General features: G+C 74.6%; 18 protein-coding genes and 1 pseudogene. 18 read left to right on the top strand and 1 reads right to left on the bottom strand.

The genetic code is table 11. The features are described from left to right. The first annotated feature begins 7 nt into the window (after positions 1 to 7). From AB0J00_RS00370 to AB0J00_RS00285, 18 genes and pseudogenes are all read left to right on the top strand, one after another. Positions 8 to 709, top strand: coding sequence for a demethylmenaquinone methyltransferase (locus tag AB0J00_RS00370; RefSeq protein ID WP_357738498.1), 702 nt, complete (start codon positions 8 to 10; stop codon positions 707 to 709). 421 nt (positions 710 to 1,130) lie between these two features. Beyond that, a complete protein-coding gene (locus tag AB0J00_RS00365) occupies positions 1,131 to 2,426 on the top strand; it encodes a geranylgeranyl reductase family protein (RefSeq protein ID WP_357738495.1) in 1,296 nt (431 codons plus the stop codon). Between the two features lie 2 nt (positions 2,427 to 2,428). Then, positions 2,429 to 2,788 carry an NADH-quinone oxidoreductase subunit A gene (locus tag AB0J00_RS00360; protein WP_357738493.1) on the top strand — a complete coding sequence of 120 codons (360 nt, stop codon included), beginning with the start codon at positions 2,429 to 2,431 and terminating at the stop codon, positions 2,786 to 2,788. 45 nt (positions 2,789 to 2,833) lie between these two features. Continuing rightward, a pseudogene (locus AB0J00_RS00355) lies at positions 2,834 to 3,286 on the top strand (NADH-quinone oxidoreductase subunit B family protein); the annotation flags it as partial. 209 nt (positions 3,287 to 3,495) lie between these two features. Next, on the top strand, positions 3,496 to 4,179 hold the full coding sequence (locus AB0J00_RS00350) for an NADH-quinone oxidoreductase subunit C (RefSeq protein WP_357738490.1): 684 nt from the start codon (positions 3,496 to 3,498) through the stop codon (positions 4,177 to 4,179). Next, positions 4,176 to 5,498: an NADH-quinone oxidoreductase subunit D gene (locus AB0J00_RS00345; RefSeq protein ID WP_357738487.1), complete on the top strand. Its 1,323-nt coding sequence runs from the start codon at positions 4,176 to 4,178 to the stop codon at positions 5,496 to 5,498. The genes AB0J00_RS00350 and AB0J00_RS00345 overlap by 4 nt, the downstream gene beginning before the upstream one ends. Beyond that, positions 5,498 to 6,499 (top strand): NADH-quinone oxidoreductase subunit NuoE, encoded by a 1,002-nt coding sequence (gene nuoE, locus AB0J00_RS00340; protein ID WP_357738484.1) that lies wholly within the window; start codon positions 5,498 to 5,500, stop codon positions 6,497 to 6,499. Before AB0J00_RS00345 ends, nuoE begins: the two co-directional genes overlap by 1 nt. A 1-nt stretch (position 6,500) precedes the next feature. Further along, positions 6,501 to 7,829 carry an NADH-quinone oxidoreductase subunit NuoF gene (gene nuoF / locus AB0J00_RS00335; RefSeq protein ID WP_357738481.1) on the top strand — a complete coding sequence of 443 codons (1,329 nt, stop codon included), beginning with the start codon at positions 6,501 to 6,503 and terminating at the stop codon, positions 7,827 to 7,829. Continuing rightward, on the top strand, positions 7,826 to 10,300 hold the full coding sequence (locus tag AB0J00_RS00330) for an NADH-quinone oxidoreductase subunit G (RefSeq protein WP_357738478.1): 2,475 nt from the start codon (positions 7,826 to 7,828) through the stop codon (positions 10,298 to 10,300). The genes nuoF and AB0J00_RS00330 overlap by 4 nt, the downstream gene beginning before the upstream one ends. Then, a complete protein-coding gene (gene nuoH, locus AB0J00_RS00325; RefSeq protein WP_357738476.1) occupies positions 10,297 to 11,739 on the top strand; it encodes an NADH-quinone oxidoreductase subunit NuoH in 1,443 nt (480 codons plus the stop codon). Before AB0J00_RS00330 ends, nuoH begins: the two co-directional genes overlap by 4 nt. Continuing rightward, a complete protein-coding gene (nuoI, locus tag AB0J00_RS00320; RefSeq protein WP_357738473.1) occupies positions 11,732 to 12,337 on the top strand; it encodes an NADH-quinone oxidoreductase subunit NuoI in 606 nt (201 codons plus the stop codon). The genes nuoH and nuoI overlap by 8 nt, the downstream gene beginning before the upstream one ends. After that, positions 12,334 to 13,149: an NADH-quinone oxidoreductase subunit J gene (locus tag AB0J00_RS00315; protein ID WP_357738471.1), complete on the top strand. Its 816-nt coding sequence runs from the start codon at positions 12,334 to 12,336 to the stop codon at positions 13,147 to 13,149. Before nuoI ends, AB0J00_RS00315 begins: the two co-directional genes overlap by 4 nt. A 79-nt stretch (positions 13,150 to 13,228) precedes the next feature. Continuing rightward, positions 13,229 to 13,528, top strand: a complete 300-nt coding sequence (gene nuoK, locus AB0J00_RS00310; protein ID WP_357738468.1) for an NADH-quinone oxidoreductase subunit NuoK — start codon at positions 13,229 to 13,231, stop codon at positions 13,526 to 13,528. Between the two features lie 20 nt (positions 13,529 to 13,548). Continuing rightward, positions 13,549 to 15,471, top strand: a complete 1,923-nt coding sequence (gene nuoL / locus AB0J00_RS00305) for an NADH-quinone oxidoreductase subunit L (protein ID WP_357738465.1) — start codon at positions 13,549 to 13,551, stop codon at positions 15,469 to 15,471. Then, positions 15,468 to 17,090: an NADH-quinone oxidoreductase subunit M gene (locus tag AB0J00_RS00300; protein ID WP_357738462.1), complete on the top strand. Its 1,623-nt coding sequence runs from the start codon at positions 15,468 to 15,470 to the stop codon at positions 17,088 to 17,090. Before nuoL ends, AB0J00_RS00300 begins: the two co-directional genes overlap by 4 nt. Beyond that, positions 17,090 to 18,634, top strand: coding sequence for an NADH-quinone oxidoreductase subunit NuoN (gene nuoN, locus AB0J00_RS00295; protein WP_357738459.1), 1,545 nt, complete (start codon positions 17,090 to 17,092; stop codon positions 18,632 to 18,634). Before AB0J00_RS00300 ends, nuoN begins: the two co-directional genes overlap by 1 nt. Positions 18,635 to 18,694: 60 nt before the next feature. Continuing rightward, a complete protein-coding gene (locus AB0J00_RS00290) occupies positions 18,695 to 19,759 on the top strand; it encodes a polyprenyl synthetase family protein (RefSeq protein ID WP_357738457.1) in 1,065 nt (354 codons plus the stop codon). Between the two features lie 35 nt (positions 19,760 to 19,794). Continuing rightward, positions 19,795 to 21,012, top strand: coding sequence for a PQQ-dependent sugar dehydrogenase (locus AB0J00_RS00285; protein ID WP_357738454.1), 1,218 nt, complete (start codon positions 19,795 to 19,797; stop codon positions 21,010 to 21,012). On the opposite strand, the gene AB0J00_RS00280 is transcribed toward AB0J00_RS00285, so the two are convergent. Continuing rightward, complete coding sequence (locus AB0J00_RS00280) at positions 20,996 to 21,661, bottom strand: pyridoxamine 5'-phosphate oxidase family protein (RefSeq protein WP_357738452.1); 666 nt, start codon at positions 21,659 to 21,661, stop codon at positions 20,996 to 20,998. The genes AB0J00_RS00285 and AB0J00_RS00280 overlap by 17 nt on opposite strands. Positions 21,662 to 21,684: the final 23 nt, after the last annotated feature.

The raw sequence follows: 21,684 nt of genomic DNA, 5'->3' as shown, positions 1-21,684 counted from the left end.
GCGGGGCGTGGCAGCAGACGACTCCTTCCGAGCGGGCCTGGACAAGCGGCCGGCGGACGTCGCTGCGATGTTCGACCGGGTGGCCGGGAAGTACGACCTGACCAACACCGTGCTGTCCGGCGGCCTGGACGCCGGCTGGCGGCGGGCCACCCGTGAGGCGCTCGGGGCGCGGCCCGGCCAGACCGTGCTGGACGTCGCCGCCGGCACCGCGGTCTCCACCGTGGAGCTCGCCGCCGGGGGCGTGCACGCGATCGCCTGCGACTTCTCCCAGGGCATGCTGCGCGCCGGCGCCGCCCGGCCGGTGCCCAAGGTGGCCGGCGACGCGATGGCGCTGCCGCTGGCCGACGAGACCGTCGACGGCGTGGTCATCTCCTTCGGGCTGCGCAACGTCGCGGACCCGCGCGCCGCGCTGCGGGAGTTCGCCCGGGTGACCCGGCCGGGCGGCCGGCTGGTGGTGTGCGAGTTCTCCAGCCCCACGTTCGCGCCGTTCCGGACCGTCTACACCGAGTACCTGATGCGCGCGCTGCCGCGGATCGCCCGCGCGGTGAGCAGCAACCCGGAGGCGTACGTCTACCTCGCCGAGTCGATCCGCGCGTGGCCCGCGCAGGCGGAGCTCTCGTCCTGGCTGCAGGAGGCCGGCTGGTCGGACGTCGCCCACCGCAACCTGACCGGCGGCATCGTGGCGCTGCACCGGGGCACCCGGGCCTGACCCCGTCGGCGGACGGGGTGCCCCGCGGCCGCGCCGAGGAGCAGGGTCGGCGCATGACGACTCCGCCCGTGCCCGGCCCCCCGCCGCCCGCGCCGTCCCCCTCGCCCATCGACCCGGTCGAGCCGGTGGTGCCGCCGGCGCCGTTCCCCCAGCCCGGTCCCGCCGACCCGGCAGTGCCGCCGCCTGCCCCGGACCCCGGCCCCCTCACCTGACCCCACCGCGAGGTCCTCCGCGGACGAGCGGGCGTCCGTGCAGGTCGCGGGCGGTGGCCACCGCCCGCGCCCCGGCGTGTGCGCTGGCTCACAGAAGGTGCTGGCGCTCTGTCGCCCCCTGGGCTTACGCTCCCCGAAGAGCCGACTTTGTGAAGTAGTTCACAAGCCAGCGTCCGGACTCGTTCCGGTCGGGAGCGGAGGTCGAGGTCGTGGGGAGCCCGCTGCAGCACGCGCCGGAGGGTGCCGCGCACACCGCCGACGTGGTCGTCGTCGGCGCGGGCCCGGGCGGCGCGACGGCGGCCTGGTGGCTGGCCACGGCCGGCCTGGACGTCGCCGTCCTGGAGAAGGCGGCGTTCCCCCGGGAGAAGGTCTGCGGCGACGGGCTCACCCCGCGAGCGGTGGCGAGCCTGCAGGCGATGGGCGTCGACCTCTCGCCCGGGGCCGGCTGGGTGCGGCAGCGCGGGCTGCGCGTGCACGGCGGCGGGCAGGCCGTCGAGGTCGACTGGCCGGCGCTCACCCGCTGGCCCGACTTCAGCCTGGTGCGCACCCGCCGCGAGCTCGACGACCTGCTGGCCCGGCACGCCGCGGCCGCCGGCGCCCGCGTGCACGAGGGCGTCACCGTCACCGGCGCGCTGCTCGACGACGCCGGCCGGGTCGCCGGCGTGCACGCCGAGGTCGGCCCCGACCGCGCACCGCAGACCTGGCACGCCCCGCTGGTCGTCTCCGCCGAGGGCGTCTCCGGCCGGCTGGCCAAGTCGATCGGCCTGCTCCGCCGCGAGGACCGGCCGCTGGGCGTCGCCGTGCGCCGGTACGTCCGCACGCCGCGCAGCAGCGACGACCACCTGGAGATCTGGTTCGACCTCTCCGCCGAGGGCCCCACCCGCGAGTCGATGCCCGGCTACGGGTGGGTGTTCGGCATGGGCGACGGGACGGCGAACGTCGGCTTCGGCCTGCTCGACACCCGCGCCGCGGCACCGGGCACCGACCACCGCGCGGTGCTGCAGCGGTGGCTGGCCACCCTCCCGCCGGACTGGGAGATGGACGACGCGCACGCCGCCACCCCGATGCGCGGCGCCGGGCTGCCGATGGCCTTCAACCGCCAGCCGGCCTACACCCGCGGCCTGCTGCTGGTCGGCGACGCCGCGGGGGCGGTCAACCCGTTCAACGGCGAGGGGATCAGCTACGCGATGGAGACCGGGCGGATGGCCGCCGAGACCGTCGTCGACGCCCTCGCCGCCCCGGAGGGCCCGCTGCGCGAGGCGGCGCTGCGGCACTACCCGCGCCGGCTGCGTGCGGAGTACGGCAGCCACCACCGGCTCGGCACCGGCTTCCTCGACCTGCTGAGCCACCCGGAGCTGGTCCGCTTCGCCGCCGCGCACGGGCTGCGCCGACCGGCCCTGGTCCGCGGCGCGCTGCGGCTGATGGGCAACCTGTCCGACGGGCCGGACGGCGACGGCGTAGACCGCACGCTCGCCCTCCTGCACGCGCTGGCCCCGGCGGTGTAGCCGTGGCCCTCTACGCACCGCTCCTCGGCCTGTTCGCGCTCGCCGCCGCGTTCGCGCTGTTCTCGGTCACCGTCGCGCCGTTCGTCGGCCCGCGCCGCTACAACCGGGCCAAGCTCGAGGCCTACGAGTGCGGCATCGAACCGGTCGACCAGCCGCTCACCGGCGGCCGCTTCCCGGTCAAGTACTACCTGACCGCGATGTTGTTCATCGTCTTCGACATCGAGATCGTCTTCCTCTACCCGTGGGCCGTCGCCAACGACGCCCTGGGGGTCTTCGGCCTGGTCGAGATGGCCGTGTTCATCGCCACCGTGTTCATCGCCTACGCCTACGTGTGGCGGCGCGGGGGGCTGGAGTGGGAGTGACCGGGGTGCCGGGCTCCTCGGTCGAGGGGAGCGGGGTGGTCTGACATGGGGCTCGAGGAGAAGCTGCCCAGCGGTGTGCTGCTGACCTCGGTGGAGAAGCTGGTCAACTGGACGAGGAAGTCCTCGCTCTGGCCGGCGACCTTCGGGCTGGCCTGCTGCGCCATCGAGATGATGGCCTCGGGCGCCGGGCGGTACGACCTCGCCCGGTTCGGGATGGAGGTGTTCCGCGCCTCGCCCCGGCAGGCCGACCTGATGATCGTGGCCGGCCGGGTGAGCCAGAAGATGGCGCCGGTCCTGCGCCAGATCTACGACCAGATGCCCGAGCCGCGCTGGGTGCTCGCGATGGGCGTCTGCGCCAGCTCCGGCGGCATGTTCAACAACTACGCGATCGTGCAGGGCGTCGACCACGTCGTCCCGGTGGACATGTACCTGCCCGGCTGCCCGCCCCGGCCGGAGATGCTCACCGACGCCATCCTCAAGCTGCACCACAAGATCCAGCACGAGCCGCTCGGTGCGAAGCGGGCCCGCCAGCTGGCCGAGGCCCGGGCCGAGGGCACCGCGCCCGACCTGCACGTCGAGATGCCCTCGACCGTCCGCGCCGACCCCGCGCAGCGGCGGGCCTACGAGGCGGCGGCCGCGGCCGGCCGCACCGGCCAGTTCCCGATGGAGCAGCGCGGCGGCACGGTGATGGCCCCGGGGAGGCACCCGTGACCGACGGGTTCCGGCGCGGCGCGTTCGGGGTCACCGGCAGCGGCGACACCTCCGGCTTCGGCGGGCTGGTGCGGGTCGAGCCCGGCGGCGCGGTCGCGCTGCACTCCACCGACCGGCCCTACGGCGGCTGGTTCGACGAGGTCACCGACGCGCTGGTCGACGCGGTGGGGGAGCAGACCTGGGCGGCCGCCGTGCCGCGGGTGCTGGTCGACCGCGGCGAGATCACCTACTTCGTCCGCCGCGAGCACCTGCTCACGCTGGTCCGCGCGCTGCGCGACGACGAGGCGCTGCGGTTCGAGCTGCTGTCCAGCGTCTCCGGCACCGACTACCTGGACAGCGGCGGCCCGGACGCCGGCCCCGGCCGGCCCCGGCTGCACGTCCTCTACCACCTGACCTCGATGACCTACCGGCGACGGATCCGGTTGGAGGTGGCGGTCACCGGCGAGGACCCGCACGTCCCGTCGGTGACCGCCGTCTACCCCACGGCGGACTGGCACGAGCGGGAGACCTGGGACATGTTCGGCATCGTCTTCGACGGCCACCCGGCGCTCACCCGGATCCTGATGCCCGACGACTGGGAGGGCCACCCCCAGCGCAAGGACTACCCGCTCGGCGGCGTCCCGGTCGAGTACAAGGGCGCGACGGTCCCTCCCCCCGACGAGCGGCGGTCCTACCGATGACCACGTTGGACGACCCGTACGCCGGCTCGCGGGAGACCACCGAGGGCCGCGTCTACACCGTCACCGGTGGCGACTGGGACCAGACCTTCGGCGCCGACCCGCACGAGGACGAGCGGCTCGTGGTCAACATGGGCCCGCAGCACCCCTCGACGCACGGCGTCCTCCGGCTGGTGCTCGACCTGGAGGGCGAGACCGTCACCAAGGCGCGGGTGGTCATCGGCTACCTGCACACCGGCATCGAGAAGACCACCGAGTACCGCACCTGGACCCAGGGCACGACGCTGGTCACGCGGATGGACTACCTCTCGCCGCTGTTCAACGAGACCGCCTACTGCCTGGCCGTGGAGAAGCTGCTCGGCATCGAGGCGCCGCCCCGCGCGCAGACCATCCGGGTGCTGGTCATGGAGCTCAACCGGATCGCCTCGCACCTGGTGGGCCTGGCCACCGGCGGCATGGAGCTCGGCGCGCTCACCGCGATGACCAACGGCTTCCGCGAGCGCGAGATGTGCCTGGACCTGCTGGAGGAGATCACCGGGCTGCGGATGAACCACGCCTACGTGCGCCCCGGGGGCGTCGCGCAGGACCTCCCGGACGGCGCGGTCGAGCACGTCCGCGAGTTCCTGCAGGTCATGCCGGAGCGGGTGGCCGGCTTCCACCGGCTGCTCACCGGCCAGCCGATCTGGCAGCGGCGGCTCAAGGACGTCGGCTACCTCGACGTCACCGGCTGCGTCGCGCTGGGCGTCACCGGCCCGGTGCTGCGTGCCGCCGGGCTGCCCTGGGACCTGCGCAAGACCGAGCCCTACCTGGGCTACCAGTCCTACGACTTCGAGGTGCCGACCGCCGACACCTCCGACGCCTGGGGCCGCTACCTGGTGCGGATGGCCGAGATCAGCGAGTCGCTCAAGCTCGTCGCCCAGGCGCTGGACCGGCTCGAGCCCGGGCCGGTGATGGTCGAGGACAAGAAGATCGCCTGGCCCGCCCAGCTCTCCCTCGGCGCCGACGGCACCGGCCAGTCGCTGGAGCACGTCCGGCACATCATGGGCTCCTCGATGGAGGCCCTGATCCACCACTTCAAGCTGGTCACCGAGGGCTTCCGGGTGCCGGCCGGCCAGGTGTACGTGCCGATCGAGTCACCTCGCGGCGAGCTGGGCTACCACGTGGTCAGCGACGGTGGGACCCGGCCGTCCCGGGTGCACGTCCGCGACCCCAGCTTCGTGAACCTGCAGGCCACGGCGGCGATGAGCGAGGGCGGGATGATCGCCGACGTCATCGCCGCGATCGCCTCGATCGACCCCGTCATGGGAGGGGTGGACCGCTGATGACCGCACTGGACGGGTCCGCGGAGGGCACCGCCGTCACCGGGCTGGACAGCTCGCCGACGGCGGTCGTGCCCGACCTGCCGCCGATCCCGCCGCGGGCCGAGGACGAGGCGCGCCAGCTCATGGCCCGCTACCCGCAGCCCCGCTCGGCGCTGCTGCCGATGCTGCACCTCGCGCAGAGCTACCAGGGGTACGTCTCGCCCGAGGGCATCGCGTTCTGCGCCCGGCTGCTGGGGCTCACCAAGGCCGAGGTCGGCGCGGTCTCGACCTTCTACACGATGTTCAAGCGGCACCCGACCGGCCGGCACCTGGTCAGCGTCTGCACCAACACGCTGTGCGCCGTCCTCGGCGGGCAACGGATCTACGACGCGGTCTCCGCCGACCTCGGCGTCGGCCACGACCAGACCACCGCCGACGGCACGGTCACCCTCGAGCACGCCGAGTGCCTGGCCGCCTGCGACCACGCCCCGGTGGTCACCGTCGACTACGAGTTCTACGACCAGCAGGACGTCGAGTCGGCCCTCGCCCTGGTCGCCGCGCTGCGCCGGGGAGAGAAGCCGCTGCCCACCCGGGGCGCGCCGCTCACCGACTTCCGCGGGATCTCCCGCCAGCTGGCCGGCTTCAGCCAGTGGCCGGACGCCGCCACCGAGCAGGCGGCCCTCGACGCGCCGTCCACCTCGACGCCGACGCTGGCCGGGGTGCGGCTGGCCGCCGAGCGCGGGGAGGCGGCGCCCCCGATGGCCGGCCCCGAGCCCGAGCAGGCGCCCGAGCCGGACGTCACGCCGTCCGCGAGCCCGGGGGAGACGCCGTCCCAGCGCGCGGCGGACACCGCCGTCGCCTCGGCCGACAACCCGGCCGAGCGGGCCGGCGCCGCCCAGCACCACCCCGACACCCCCGAGCCGGCCGGGCGGCAGCCCGCCGAGCGCGGCGGCGAGGGCACCGGCACCCCACCCACCGGCTCCGGTGCCGGCCAGCAGAGCTCGATCGAGCGGGAGGCCTGACGTGCCGCTGACCCCCGTCCTGACCCAGCGCTTCGCCGAGCCGCGCTCGTGGACGCTGGACACCTACGAGCGCACCGACGGCTACCGGGCGCTGCGCCAGGCGCTGACCATGACCCCCGACGACGTCGTCGCGCTGGTCAAGGACTCCGGCCTGCGCGGCCGCGGCGGCGCCGGCTTCCCGACCGGGATGAAGTGGAGCTTCATCCCGCAGCCGAAGCCCGGGGAGACCCCGACCGGCCCGGCCGCCGCGCCGAAGTACCTGGTGGTCAACGCCGACGAGGGCGAGCCCGGCACGTGCAAGGACGTGCCGCTGATGATGGCCGACCCGCACTCCCTGGTGGAGGGCGTGATCATCACCGCCTACGCGATCCGGTCGCACTTCGCCGTCGTCTACGTCCGCGGCGAGGCGGTGCACGCCCACCGGCGGCTCATGGCAGCGGTGCAGGAGGCCTACGCCGCCGGCTACCTCGGCACCGACGTGCTGGGCTCGGGCTACGACCTGGAGCTGGTGGTGCACGCCGGGGCGGGCGCGTACATCTGCGGCGAGGAGACCGCGCTGCTGGACTCGCTGGAGGGCTACCGCGGTCAGCCGCGGCTCAAGCCGCCGTTCCCCGCCGTCGCCGGGCTGTACGGCGCCCCGACGGTGATCAACAACGTCGAGACGCTGGCCACCGTGCCGTACGTGCTGCGCGGCGGCGCCGACTGGTTCAAGGAGTTCGGGCCCGAGCGCAGCCCCGGCCCGAAGATCTACTCGCTGTCGGGCCGGGTCGTCCGCCCCGGGCAGTACGAGGCGCCGATGGGGACGACGATGCGCGAGCTGCTGGCCATGGCCGGCGGGGTGCGCCCCGGGCACGAGCTGAAGTTCTGGACGCCGGGCGGCTCGTCGACGCCGTACTTCACCCCCGAGCACCTCGACGTCCCGCTGGACTTCGACTCGGTGGCCGCGGCCGGTTCCATGCTCGGCACCACCGCGCTGATGGTCTTCGACGAGACCGACTCGATCGTCGAGGCCACGCTGCGGTTCACCCAGTTCTACGCGCACGAGAGCTGCGGGAAGTGCACCCCCTGCCGGGAGGGCACCTACTGGCTCACCCAGGTGCTGCAGCGCCTGGTCGACGGGCAGGGCCGGGCCACCGACCTGGACCTGCTCACCGACATCGCCGACAACATCCTCGGCCGCTCGTTCTGCGCGCTCGGCGACGGAGCGACCAGCTGCATCGCCAGCTCGATGAAGTACTTCAGGGACGACTACGTCGCCCTGCTGCCCCCCGACGAGCAGGCGCGGCTGGGCCGCACGCTGCGCATCGAGCCCGTGGGAGTGCCCGCATGACCGCTGTGGACCCGGCCGTCCCCGCTGTCCCGGACCCGGCGCCGGCGCTGCCACCGGGCGCCCCCGGCCCGCACACCCCGCCGGACGCCGTGCACCTGACCATCGACGGGTTCGCCGTCGCCGTGCCGAAGGGCACGCTGGTCATCCGCGCCGCGGAGCTGATCGGCGTGCAGGTCCCGCGGTTCTGCGACCACCCGCTGCTCGACCCGATCGGCGCCTGCCGGCAGTGCCTGGTGGAGGTGGAGGGCCAGCGCAAGCCGGTGGCCAGCTGCACCACCCCGGTCGCCCCGGACATGGTGGTGCACACCCAGCTCACCAGCCCGGTCGCGGACAAGGCGCAGCAGGGCACGATGGAGCTGCTGCTGGCCAACCACCCGCTGGACTGCCCGGTCTGCGACAAGGGCGGCGAGTGCCCGCTGCAGAACCAGGCGATGAGCAACGGCCGCACCGAGAGCCGGTTCACCGAGCGCAAGCGCACCTACCCCAAGCCGCTGCCGATCAGCTCGCAGGTGCTGCTGGACCGCGAGCGGTGCGTGCTGTGCGCCCGGTGCACCCGGTTCAGCCAGCAGGTGGCCGGCGACCCGTTCATCGAGCTGTTCGAGCGCGGCGCGCTGGAGCAGGTGGCGATCGCCCCCGACGAGCCGTTCGAGTCCTACTTCTCCGGCAACACCACGCAGATCTGCCCGGTCGGGGCGCTCACCAGCGCGCAGTACCGGTTCCGCGCCCGCCCGTTCGACCTGCGCAGCGAGCCCAGCGTCTGCGAGCACTGCGCCAGCGGCTGCGCCCAGCGCACCGACCACCGGCGCGGCAAGGTCATGCGCCGGCTGGCCGGTGAGGACCCCGCGGTCAACGAGGAGTGGAACTGCGACAAGGGCCGCTACGCCTTCCGGTACGCCACCTCGGCCGAGCGGCTGACCACGCCGCTGGTCCGGGGTGCGGACGGCGAGCTGCGGCCGGCGTCCTGGCCCGAGGCGTGGACGGCGGCCGCCGCGGGCCTGCGCCGGGCCCGCGACGCCGGCGGTGTCGGGGTGCTGCCCGGCGGCCGGGTCACCGTCGAGGACGCCTACACCTGGGCCACCTTCGCCCGCGTGGTGCTCGGCACCAACGACGTCGACGCCCGCGCCCGCGCCCACTCCGCCGAGGAGCTGGACTTCCTCACCGCGCACGTCGCCGGCACCGCCCCCGGCGCGGGGGCGGTCACCTACGACGAGCTCGCCGCCGCCCCCGCGGTGGTGCTGGTCGCGCTGGAGCCGGAGGAGGAGTCGCCGATCGTCTTCCTCCGGTTGCGCCGCGCGGTCCGGCAGAACGGCCTGCCGGTCTTCGACGTCGCCCCGTTCACCACCCGCGCCGCGACCAAGCTCCGGGCCACCGTGCTGCCCACCGTGCCCGGCGCCGAGGCGGCGGTGCTGCGGGCGCTGGCGGACGAGGACACCGGGGCGGCCGCCGCGCTGCGCCGGCCGGGCGCCGTCCTGCTGCTCGGGGAGCGGCTGGCCGAGGTGCCCGGCGGGTTCTCCGCGGCGGTGGCGCTGGCCGGGGCCACCGGCGCCCGGCTGGCCTGGGTGCCCCGCCGGGCCGGGGAGCGCGGCGCCGTGGAGGCCGGCGCGCTGCCCACCCTGCTGCCCGGCGGCCGGCTGGTCAGCGACCCGGCCGCCCGCGCCGAGGTGGCCACCCGCTGGGGCGCCCCGGTGCCCGAGACCCCCGGCCGGGACACCACCGGCATCCTGACCGCCGCCCGGGACGGCGTCCTCGGCGGCCTGCTGGTCGGCGGGGTCGACCCGGCCGACCTGCCCGATCCGCGGCTCGCCGAGCAGGCGCTGGCCGCCGCCGGGTTCGTGGTCAGCCTGGAGATGTTCCCGACCGCGGTCACCGCGCACGCCGACGTCGTCCTCCCGGTCGCCGCCGCCCCGGAGAAGGCCGGCGCGTACCTGGACTGGGAGGGCCGGGTGCGCCCGTTCGACGGCACGCTGCACGACGAGGGCCGGCTGCCCGACGCGCGGGTGCTGGTCGGGCTCGCCGAGCGGATGGGCGTCGAGCTGCGGCTGGACACGGTGCTCGCCGCGCGCGCGGACCTGGTCGCGCTCGGCGGCGCTCCGCGCCGGCCCGAGCCCCGCGGCCTCGACCGGCGCCCGGAACCGGCGGCGCCGCGGCGGGACGGCGAGTTCCTGCTCGCGACCTGGCGCCAGCTGCTCGACGGCGGCACCCTCACCCGCGACGAACCGGCCCTCGCCGGCACCGCCCGCGCCCCGCGCGCCCGGCTCGCACCGGAGGCCGCGGCGCGGCTCGGGCTGGCCGAGGGCGACCCGGTGACCGTCACCGGCCCGGCCGGCGCGCTCACCCTGCCGCTGGAGCTGGCCGACCTGCCCGACGGTGTGGTCTGGCTGCCGCTGCGCTCACCCGGGCACGACGTCCGCAGCCAGGTCGGGGCCGGCGCCGGCGGGGTCGTCGCCGTCACGGCGGGAGGTGCCCGGTGAGCACCGTCGCCGCGCCGCCCACGCTCGAGGACTTCGGGCACGACGTCTGGTGGATCGTGCTGGTCAAGATCCTCGGCGTCTTCGTGGTCTGCGTGCTGATGACGCTGTTCGCGATCGTCTTCGAGCGCAAGGTCGTCGCCCGCATGCAGCAGCGGATCGGCCCCAACCGGGTCGGCCCCCGCGGCTACCTGCAGAGCCTCGCCGACGGCCTGAAGCTGGCGTTCAAGGAGGACATCATGCCGGCGCTCGCCGACCGGCCGGTGTACTTCCTGGCCCCGGTCATCGCCACCATCCCGGCGTTCCTGGCCTTCTCGGTGGTCCCGCTCGGCCCCACGGTGAGCATCTTCGGCGAGCGCACCCCGCTGCAGCTCACCGACGCCCCCATCGGCGTGCTCATCGTGCTGGCCTGCTCGGCGATGGGCGTCTACGGCATCGTGCTGGCCGGCTGGGCGTCCGGCTCGACGTACCCGCTGCTCGGTGGGCTGCGCAGCGCCGCGCAGATGGTCAGCTACGAGATCGCGATGGGGCTGTCGATCGTCGGGGTGTTCCTCTACGCCGGCACGATGTCGACCTCGGAGATCGTCGCCGCGCAGTCCGACGGCACCTCGCTGTTCGGGTCCACCCACAACGGGCCCAGCTGGTACGCCGTCCTGCTGCCGGTGTCGTTCGCCATCTACGTGATCGCCGTGGTCGGCGAGACCAACCGGGCGCCGTTCGACCTGCCGGAGGCCGAGAGCGAGCTCGTCGGCGGGTTCCACACCGAGTACTCGTCGCTGAAGTTCGCGCTGTTCTTCCTCGCCGAGTACGTCAACATGGTCACCGTCTCCGCGCTGGCCGCGACGCTGTTCCTCGGCGGCTGGCGGGCGCCGTGGCCGATCTCGGTCTGGGACGGCGCCAACTCCGGCTGGTGGCCGCTGCTGTGGTTCCTCGGCAAGGTCGTCGTCGCCCTGTTCGTCTTCATCTGGCTGCGGGGCACGCTGCCCCGGCTCCGCTACGACCAGTTCATGCGGTTCGGCTGGAAGGTGCTCGTGCCGACCGCGCTGGTGTGGATCCTCGTGGTCGCCACCATCCGCACGGTGGCCCGCGAGGCCGGCGCCGACGTCGGCGCGGTGTCGGTGTACGTCGGCGTGCCGGTCGCGCTGCTGCTGCTCGGCGGGCTCCTGGTCGCGTCCCGGCGGGCCAACCGGTCGACCCGGCTGGACGCCCGCGCCGCCGCCCCGGGCGAGCCGCCGCCGGCCGGGCCCGAGGTGCTGCCCCCGGCCGGGCGGCAGCGCCCGCCCGCCGGCGGGTTCCCGGTGCCGCCGATGGACCTGGTCGTCCCGCCGTCCCCACGGCTGCGCCGCCGGGAGCCGGTGCCCGCCGGGAGCGCCACGCAGCCCGCCGGCAGCACCACCCAGCCCGCCGGCAGCCCAGCGCAGAAGGAGGACGTCGATGTCTGAGCACGTGCCGGCCCGCCGGCAGGACACCCCGGCGACGCCGGCCCGCACCAGCCGGCTGCCCGGGCCCGCCCAGGGCTTCGGGGTCACCTTCGCCACGATGTTCAAGCAGGTGACCACCGAGCAGTACCCGTTCCAGCACAAGGAGACCAAGCCGCGCTACCACGGCCGGCACGTGCTCAACCGGCACCCGGACGGGCTGGAGAAGTGCGTGGGCTGCGAGCTGTGCGCCTGGGCCTGCCCCGCCGACGCCATCTACGTCGAGGGTGGCGACAACACCGAGGACGCGCGCTTCAGCCCCGGTGAGCGGTACGGCCGCGTCTACCAGATCAACTACCTGCGCTGCATCTTCTGCGGGCTGTGCATCGAGGCCTGCCCGACCCGCTCGCTGACGATGGGCAACGACTTCGAGCTCGCCGACGACGACCGGCAGAGCCTGATCTACACCAAGGAGCAGCTGCTCGCGCCGCTGCTGCCGGGCATGGAGGCGCCGCCGCACCCGATGCGGCTGGGTGACGACGAGCAGGCCTACTACGTGCGGGAGCCCGGCCCGGCCGAGACCGGTGTGCCGGACCGGCCCGTCTCCGGAGCGCAGGCGTGAGCCCGCACATCGGCACCGCGGAGACCGTCGTCTTCTGGGTGCTGGGGCCGGTCGCGCTGGCCGGGGCGCTGGGCATGGTGCTGTCGCGCAACGCCGTCCACTCGGCGCTGTGGCTGGTCAACACGATGCTGTCGCTGGGCGTGATGTACGTCGTCCAGCAGGCGCCGTTCCTCGGCGCGGTGCAGATCATCGTCTACACCGGCGCGATCATGATCCTCTTCCTGTTCGTGCTGATGCTGGTCGGCCGGGAGTCCTCGGACTCGGTGGTCGAGACGCTGCGCGGGCAGCGGGTCGCGGCCGTGCTGCTCGGGATCGGCTTCGCCGGGCTGGTGGGTGCCGGGGTGGCCCGGGCGGTCGAGGGGACGACCCTGCGCGGCCTCGGGGACCGGGGCGGCGAGGGCAACGTCGAGGGCATCGCGCGGCTGCTGTTCACCCGCTACCTGCTGGCCTTCGAGGTGACCAGCGCGCTGCTCATCACCGCCGCGGTGGGTGCCATGGTGCTCGCCCACACCGAGCGGGAGCCGGGGCAGCGGCGCACCCAGAAGGAGCTGTCCCGGGCGCGCTTCCTGGAGGGCTCGCCGCAGACCCTGCCCGGTCCCGGGGTGTACGCCCGGGCCAACTCCATCGCCGCCCCGGCACGGCTGCCCGACGGCACCGTCGCGCAGGCCAGCCTCACCAGCGGGGTCGAGCAGCAGCAGGTCGACGCGCTGCCGCCGGCCGGCACGGTCGGGGTGGAGCGCCAGGGCATCCCGCACGCCGGCGGCCCGGACGCGGCGCTCGGCACGAGCACGCCCGGAGGGGAACCCCGATGAGCATCGCGAGGACGACGGGCGAGCGAGCATCGCAGGGAGCGCCAGCGACCGAGGAGCGGAACGAGTCCGGAGTCGAGCGATGAGCATCGCGAACTACCTGGTGCTGGCGGCCGTGCTGTTCACCATCGGCGCGGTCGGGGTGCTGGTGCGCCGCAACGCGATCGTCGTCTTCATGTGCGTCGAGCTGATGCTCAACTCGGTGAACCTGACCCTGGTCACCTTCGCCCGGGCCAACGGGTCGCTCGACGGCCAGCTGATCGCCTTCTTCGTCATGGTCGTCGCGGCCGCCGAGGTGGTGGTCGGGCTGGCGATCATCATGTCGATCTTCCGGACCCGCCGTTCCGCCAGCGTCGACGACGCCAACCTCCTGAAGTACTGAGCGGAACGGGGACCCCGGGAATGGAAACGGTGCCGGCGACCGGCCTGCTCAGCGCCTCCTGGCTGCTCATCGCGCTCCCGCTGGCGGGCGCCGCGGTGCTGCTGCTCGGCGGCCGCCGCACCGACCGGTGGGGGCACCTGCTCGGCACCGGCACGGTCGCCGCGGCCTTCGTCATCGGCCTGCTGTGCACCGTGCAGCTGCACGGGGTCGACGGCCGGTCGGTCTCGGTCGACCTGTTCACGTTCATCTCGACCGGCCGGCTCGACGTCCGCGCCGGGCTGCTGGTCGACCCGCTGTCGGCGGCGTTCGTGCTGCTGATCACCGGTGTGGGTGCGCTGATCCACGTCTACTCGATCGGCTACATGGCGCACGACCCCGGCCGCCGCAGGTTCTTCGCCTACCTCAACCTGTTCGTCGCCGCGATGCTGCTGCTGGTGCTGGGCAACAGCTACGTCGCCCTCTACGTCGGCTGGGAGGGCGTCGGTCTCGCGTCCTACCTGCTGATCGCCTTCTGGTACCAGCGGCCGGCCGCCGCCACCGCGGCGAAGAAGGCCTTCCTGATGAACCGCATCGGCGACGTCGGCCTGGCCCTCGCGGTGTTCATCATGTTCGCCCAGCTCGGGACGACGTCCTACGCGGGCGTGCTCGGCGACGTCGGCCTGCTCGCCGGGGGCACCGTCACCGCGATCGGCCTGCTGCTGCTCCTGGGCGCCTGCGGCAAGAGCGGCCAGTTCCCCCTGCAGGCGTGGCTGCCCGACGCGATGGAGGGCCCCACCCCGGTGTCGGCGCTGATCCACGCCGCCACCATGGTCACCGCCGGGGTGTACCTGATCGCCCGGTCGGCGCCGCTCTACGACGCCACGCCCACCGCGCGCACCGTCGTCCTGGTGGTCGGCGCGGTCACGCTGCTCATCGGCGCGATCGCCGGCTGCGCGCAGGACGACATCAAGAAGGTGCTGGCGTACTCGACGGTCAGCCAGATCGGCTACATGTTCCTGGCCGTGGGCCTGGGCCCGGCCGGCTACGTCGCGGGGCTGGCGCACCTGTTCACCCACGGCTTCTTCAAGGCCGGGTTGTTCCTCGGCGCCGGGTCGGTGATGCACGCGATGGACGACTCCACCGACATGCGCCGCTACGGCGGGCTGGCCCGGCGGCTGCCGGTCACCTTCGTCACCTTCGGGCTGGGCTACCTCGCGCTGATCGGCTTCCCGTTCCTGTCCGGCTACTGGACCAAGGACGCCATCGTCGAGGCCGCGCTGGACCGCGGCGGGGCGTCGGGCTGGGTGCTGGGCGCGGTCGCCACCCTCGGCGCGGGGTTGACCGCGTTCTACATGACCCGGCTGATGGTGCTGACCTTCGCCGGGAAGCCGCGCTGGGCTGATCCCGACGCCCCCAACCCGCCCCCCACCCCGCACGAGTCCCCGCCGGTGATGACCGCGCCGATGGTCGTGCTGGCCGCGGGCTCGGTCGCCGCCGGGTTCCTGCTGGTGCAGGCGTTCCCGCTGGCGGAGTGGTTCACCCCGGTGTTCGGTGAGCCGGCCGAGGCCGAGCACGTGGTGGCCCCCGCGCTGGTCGGCGTGGTGCTGACCGTGGTGATGCTGGCCGGCGCCGGGCTGGCCTGGGTGCTGTTCGGCCGGCGCGAGGTGCCGACGACGGCGCCGGCCCGGGTCTCGCCGGTCGTCGCCGCGGCCCGCCGGGCGCTGTACGCCGACACGGTCAACGAGGCGCTGGTCATGCGTCCCGGGCAGCTGCTCACGCGGGGGCTGCTGGTGCTCGACGACCGCGGGGTCGACGGCGCCGTCACCGGCACCGCGGCGGCGCTGGGTGGCTCGTCGTCCCTGCTGGGCCGGCTGCAGACCGGTTTCGTGCGCAGCTACGCGCTGGGGATGCTCGGCGGCGCGGTGCTGCTGACCGGGGCGCTCTGGGCGGTGGCAGCGGGATGAACGGGTTCCCGTGGTTGCTGCTGATGCTGCTCGTCCCCGCGGCGGGGGCGGCCGCGATCGCGGCGCTGCCGCGCGGCGGGGACCGGCTCGCCCGCCAGGTGGCGCTCGGCGCGAGCGGGCTGACGCTGCTGCTGGCGGTGCTGGCCACCGTCGCCTTCGACACCGGCGGCGCCCGGTTCCAGCTCACCAGCTCGGTGTCGTGGATCCCCGACTTCGGCGTCGACTTCGCCCTCGGCGTCGACGGCATCGCGCTGGTGATGCTGCTGCTGGTGGGCCTGCTCGTGCCGGTCGTGGTGGTCGCGTCGTGGCGGGAGGACTTCGGCCCCGGACGGCGCTCGCTGCGCGCCTACCTGGGCTGGCTGCTGCTGCTGGAGGCCACCCTGGTGGGGGTCTTCGCCGCCACCGACGTGTTCCTCTTCTACGTCTTCTTCGAGGCGATGCTCGTCCCGATGTACTTCCTGATCGGGAGCTTCGGCGGGCCGCGCCGGCAGTACGCGGCGGTGAAGTTCTTCCTCTACAGCTTCCTCGGCGGGCTGGTGATGCTGGCCGCGGTCATCGGGCTGTACGTGGTGAGCAACTCCCAGTTCGGCGCGGGCACTTTCGCCTTCGACGCGCTGCGCCAGCTGGAGATCACCCCCGGTGTGCAGAAGCTGCTGTTCGCCGGGTTCTTCATCGCGTTCGCGATCAAGGCGCCGCTGGTGCCCTTCCACACCTGGCTGCCCGACGCCGGTGCCCAGGCGCCGATCGGCAGCGCGGTGCTGCTGGTCGGCGTGCTGGACAAGGTGGGCACCTACGGGATGCTGCGCCTCTGCCTGCCGCTGTTCCCCGACGCCGCCCGCGACCTCGCGCCGGTGGTGCTGGTGCTCGCGGTGGTCGGCATCCTCTACGCCGCGGTGCTGGCCGCCGGCCAGGACGACCTCAAGCGGCTGGTCTCCTACACCTCGATCGCGCACTTCGGCTTCATCGCGCTGGGCGTCTTCGCCTTCACCACCGAGGCGGCCACCGGCGCGGTGCTCTACATGGTCAACCACGGCATCGCGACCGGGCTGCTGTTCCTGGTGGTCGGCATGCTCATCAGCCGCGGCGGGTCGCAGCGGATCAGCGACTACGGGGGAGTGGCATCCGCGGCGCCGGTCCTGGCCGGCACCCTGCTGCTGGCGGGCCTCGCCACCCTGTCGCTGCCGGGCACGAACAGCTTCGTCAGCGAGTTCCTGGTGCTGATCGGCGCGTTCCCGACCCGGCCGGTCTTCACGGTGCTGGCCACCGTCGGCATCGTGCTGGCCGCCGTCTACGTGCTGCTGATGTACCAGCGCACGATGCACGGCCCGCCCCGCGGCGTGCTGTTCCCCGACGTGCCGCCGGAGGCGGCCACCCCGGCGGTCCCGGACGGCGGCGGCGCGACCGCGGTGGCCACCCGGCCGACGGTGCGGTCGGCGGTGCGTGACCTGGCGCCGCGCGAGCTGGCCGTCGTCGCACCGCTGATCGCCCTGGTCATCGGGCTGGGCGTCTACCCGCAGCCGCTGATCGACCTGGTGCGCCCGGCCGTGCAGGCCACGATGGTCGACGTCGGCGCGGACCCCGACGGCACCACCCCCACCCACGACGGAGGGCAGCGCTGATGGGCGGCATCTCGGCACCGTCGCTGTCGTACCCGGCGCTGGCGCCGCTGCTGTTCGTCTTCGGTGCCGCCGCGGTCGGGGTGCTGGTCGAGGCGTTCGTGCCCCGGGCCCGCCGGGAGCGGGTGCAGGTGGGGCTGGCGCTGGTCGGCACGGTCGGTGCGCTGGTGAGCAGCCTGCTGCTGGCCGGCCGCGAGGAGGTCACCGCCGGTGGGGCGCTCGCCGTCGACGGTGCGGCGCTGTTCCTGCAGGCGGTGCTGGCCGGCACGGGCGCGCTGTCGGTGCTGCTGTTCGCCGAGCGGGCGCTGGACCCGGCCCGGTCGGCGTTCGTCGCCGTCGCCGCGGTCCCGGCGGGCACCGCCCGCGACGCCGAGCTCGCCACCGCTCACCGGGTGCAGACCGAGGTCTACCCGCTGGCCGGCTTCGCCCTCGGCGGGATGATGCTGTTCACCGCCGCCAACGACCTGCTGGTCATGTTCGTCGCGCTGGAGGTGCTCAGCCTCCCGCTGTACCTGCTCTCCGGGCTGGCCCGCCGGCGGCGGCTGCTGTCGCAGGAGGCGGCCGTCAAGTACTTCCTGCTCGGCGCCTTCGCCTCGGCGTTCTTCCTCTACGGGCTGGCGCTGGTCTACGGCGCCACCGGCAGCGTCCGGCTGTCGGTCATCGGCGAGGCGGCCCGGACCGACGGCGACGCGACCCTGCTGGTGCTCGGCCTGGCCCTGCTGCTGGTCGGGCTGATGTTCAAGGCCAGCGTCGCGCCGTTCCACGCCTGGACGCCGGACGTCTACCAGGGCGCCCCCACCCCGGTCACCGCGTTCATGGGCGCCGCCACGAAGGTCGCCGCCTTCGGGGCGCTGCTGCGGCTGCTCACGGTGGGCTTCGGCGCCGCCGACGGCACCTGGCGGCCGCTGGTCTACGCGCTGGCGATCGTCTCGATGGTCGCCGGCGCGGTGCTCGGGCTCGCGCAGACCGACGTGAAGCGGATGCTCGCCTACTCCTCGGTGGCGCACGCCGGCTTCCTGCTCACCGGTGTGGTGGGCCTGGCAGCCGGCCGCGACGGGTCGGGGCTGTCCGCGACGCTGTTCTACCTGCTCACCTACGCGGCCACGACGCTCGGCGCCTTCGCCGTCGTCACCCTGGTCCGGCGCGGCGACGGCGAGGCCACCGGGCTCGCCGACTGGGCGGGGCTCGGCCGCCGCTCGCCGGTGACCGCCGGGCTGATGACGCTGTTCCTGCTGGCGCTCGCCGGCATCCCGCTCACCAGCGGCTTCACCGGGAAGTTCGCGGTGTTCCGGGCCGCCATCGAGGCCGGGGCCTGGCCGCTGGCGCTGGTCGGCGTGGTGGTCAGCGCCGTCGCCGCCTGGTTCTACCTGCGGCTGGTCGTGCTCATGTTCGTCAGCGAGCCCGCCGCCGACGGGCCCACCGTCGGCGTGCCCGGGCTGCCGACCACGATCGTGCTGGCGGTCACCGCCGCGATCACCCTGGTGCTCGGCGTCGTCCCGGGCTCGCTGCTGGACCTGGCCCGCGATGCGGCCGTCTTCACCCGGTGACACCGCCGTGAGCAGGGCGGTGCGGTGTGACGCGCGACCGGCGGCTATCTTCGTCGGTTGATGACCGGGACCGGGACCACCAGCGCGCGCGGCGGCGCGGCGGAGAAGCAGCTCTGGCACCGCCCCTCCACGCCGCCGTCGACGATCGGCCCCTGGCTGCCCGAGGGCGAGCTGGGCGAGACGCTGGCCGAGGGGCTGGCCCGGGTCGAGGCCGCCCTGCACGGGGCGGCCACCAGCGACAACGAGTTCGTCAGCGAGACCGCCGGTCACCTCATGAGCGCCGGCGGCAAGCGGTTCCGGCCGATGCTCGCGCTGCTGGCCGCGCAGCTGGGCGACCCGTCCGCCGCCGATGTCGTCACCGCGGCCGTGGTCTGCGAGCTCACCCACCTGGCCACGCTGTACCACGACGACGTCATGGACGAGGCCGCCGTGCGCCGCGGTGCGCCCAGCGCCAACAGCCGGTGGAGCAACAGCGTCGCCATCCTCACCGGCGACTTCCTCTTCGCCCGGGCCAGCGACCTGCTCGCCGACCTCGGCCCCGAGGCGGTGCGCATCCAGGCCCGCACCTTCGAGCGGCTGGTCACCGGCCAGCTGCGGGAGACCGTCGGCCCCCGCCCCGGCGAGGACCCGGTCGAGCACCACCTGTCGGTGCTCGCCGACAAGACCGGCTCGCTGGTGGCCACCTCCGCCCGGTTCGGCGCCTCCTTCGCCGGCGTCGACGAGGAGCTGGTGGCCGCGCTGACCGCGTTCGGCGAGGAGGTCGGGGTCGCCTTCCAGCTCTCCGACGACCTGATCGACATCGTCAGCGACGGCGGCACCTCCGGGAAGTCGCCCGGCACCGACCTGCGCGAGGGCATCGCCACGCTGCCGGTGCTGTTCGTGCGCGCCGGCGACGACCCGGCCGAGGCCCGGCTGCGCGCGCTGGTCGCCGGCCCGGTGGTCGACGAGGCCGAGCACGCCGAGGCGCTGGCGCTGCTGCGCACCTCCGCCTCGCTGCAGCGGGCCACCGCGGTGCTCGAGGAGTACGCCGACCGGGCGCGGGCGCGGCTGACCGCCGTCCCCGAGGGTCCGGTCCGCGAGGCGCTCACCGCGCTGTGCGGCTACGTGGTGACCCGCACCAGCTGACGGCGCGCCCCGGCCGGACCGGGGATGCTGGTGGCATGCCCACCCCGCGCCTGGTCGGCGCCGCGCTGCTCGCCGCCGTCCTGCTGACCGGCTGCACCTCCGGCTCGGCCGACCAGCCCGGGCGGGAGGGCGATACGGCGGCCACCGACGTGCCCGACGACGCCGCCCCGGCCACGACCGGGGTGCCCGCGCTGCAGGTCGAGGTGGTCGCCGGCGGCCTGGACCACCCGTGGGACGTCGCGCAGGCCCCCGACGGCACGCTGCTGCTCGACGAGCGCGGCGGCGGGCTGACCGCCGTCCGCCCCGACGGGACCGTGCGGCCCCTGGACGCCGACTTCGGCGACCTGTTCGCGCGCGGCGAGACCGGGCTGATGGGCCTCACCCTCGACCCGGCGTTCGCCGGCAACCGGCGCTTCTACACCTGCCAGGGCGTGCAGGAGGACGGCGGACCGGAGATCCAGGTGATCGCCTGGACCGTCGACGAGGGCTGGACGGCGGCCACCCGGGTCGCCGACCCGCTGCTCGGCGGCATCCCGGTCAACCCGTCCTCGGGCCGGCACGGTGGCTGCCGGCCCCGGTTCGACCCGTCCGGGCAGCTGCTGGTGGGGACCGGCGACAACGCCGTCGGCCGCAACCCGCAGGACCGCGGCACGCTGGCCGGGAAGGTGCTGCGCATCGACCCCGCCACCGGCGGGCCGTCGGCCGGCAACCCGTTCCTGGACTCCACCGACCCGGCCACCCGGCTGATCTGGAGCTACGGGCACCGCAACGTGCAGGGCATCGCCGTCCAGCCGGGCACCGGCGCCGTCTACACCGTCGAGCAGGGCACCGCCCGGGACGACGAGGTGAACTCCTCGGTCGCCGGCGGCAACTACGGCTACGACCCGGACGGCGCGGGGAGCCGCTACGACGAGAGCGTGCCGATGACCGACCTCGACATCCCGGGGGCGATCCCGGCGGTCTGGTCGTCGGGCTCGCCCACCATCGCCACCAGCGGCGGCGACTTCCTCGCCGGCAGCCGGTGGGGCGGCTACGACGGCGTGCTGGTGGTGGGCGTGCAGAAGGACACCGGGCTGCTGGCGCTGCGGCTCGGCGCCGACGGCCGGCTGGCCGACCAGTTCCGGGTCCCCGAGCTGGAGGACACCCACGGCCGGGTGCGCACCCCGCTGCTGGGCCGCGACGGGCTGCTCTACCTGACCACCGACAACGGCGACGGGGACGACGAGCTGCTCCGGGTCACCCCGCGGAGCTGACCCGGGCCTGCACCCGGTCGGGCACCGCGGTGCCGGCCGGCAGCAGCGGGTCGGGCTCCGGCTCCCCGTAGACCGTCCGCACCGGCAGCACCCCGCCCCACACCGGTGCGGCCAGGTCGCGCTCGTCGTCGCCGGGCGGGCCGCTGCGCGCCTTGACGCTCGCCTCGGTGAGGTCCAGTGCCAGCACCGCGGTGGCGGCCAGCTCCTTGCGGTCGGGCAGCCGGGTGGCGTCCCACGAACCGGGGGCCAGGTGCTCGGTGAGCGCCGTGAGCCCGCGCAGCCGCTCGTCCGGGTCGGTCACCAGCCGCAGCACGCCGTGCACGACGGCGCACCGGTAGTTCATCGAGTGGTGGAACACCGAGCGGGCGTAGACGACGCCGTCGAGCAGGGTGACGGTGAAGCAGACCGGAGCCCCGGCAGCCGCGGCCCGCAGCGTCGCGGCGCCGGTGGAGCCGTGCAGGTACAGCGTCCCGCCGTCCCGGCCGTACCCGGTGGGCAGCACGACGGGCGCGTCCCCGAGCTGCACCCCCAGGTGACCGACGAGCCCCGCGTCCAGCACCGCGTACAGCTCGGCGCGGTCGGTGCGGGCGCGCACCGGGTTGCGGCGGACCGTGCTGCGGGGGGTGGGGGAGAGGGGAGGCGCGTCCATGCGGTCGATCGTGGCTGGCAGAG

Source organism: Modestobacter sp. NPDC049651 (assembly GCF_040659695.1).
Classification (GTDB): Bacteria; Actinomycetota; Actinomycetes; order Mycobacteriales; family Geodermatophilaceae; genus Modestobacter.
Note: the sequence above shows the minus strand (reverse complement) of the source record. Positions and strands in the feature narration are given on the sequence as shown.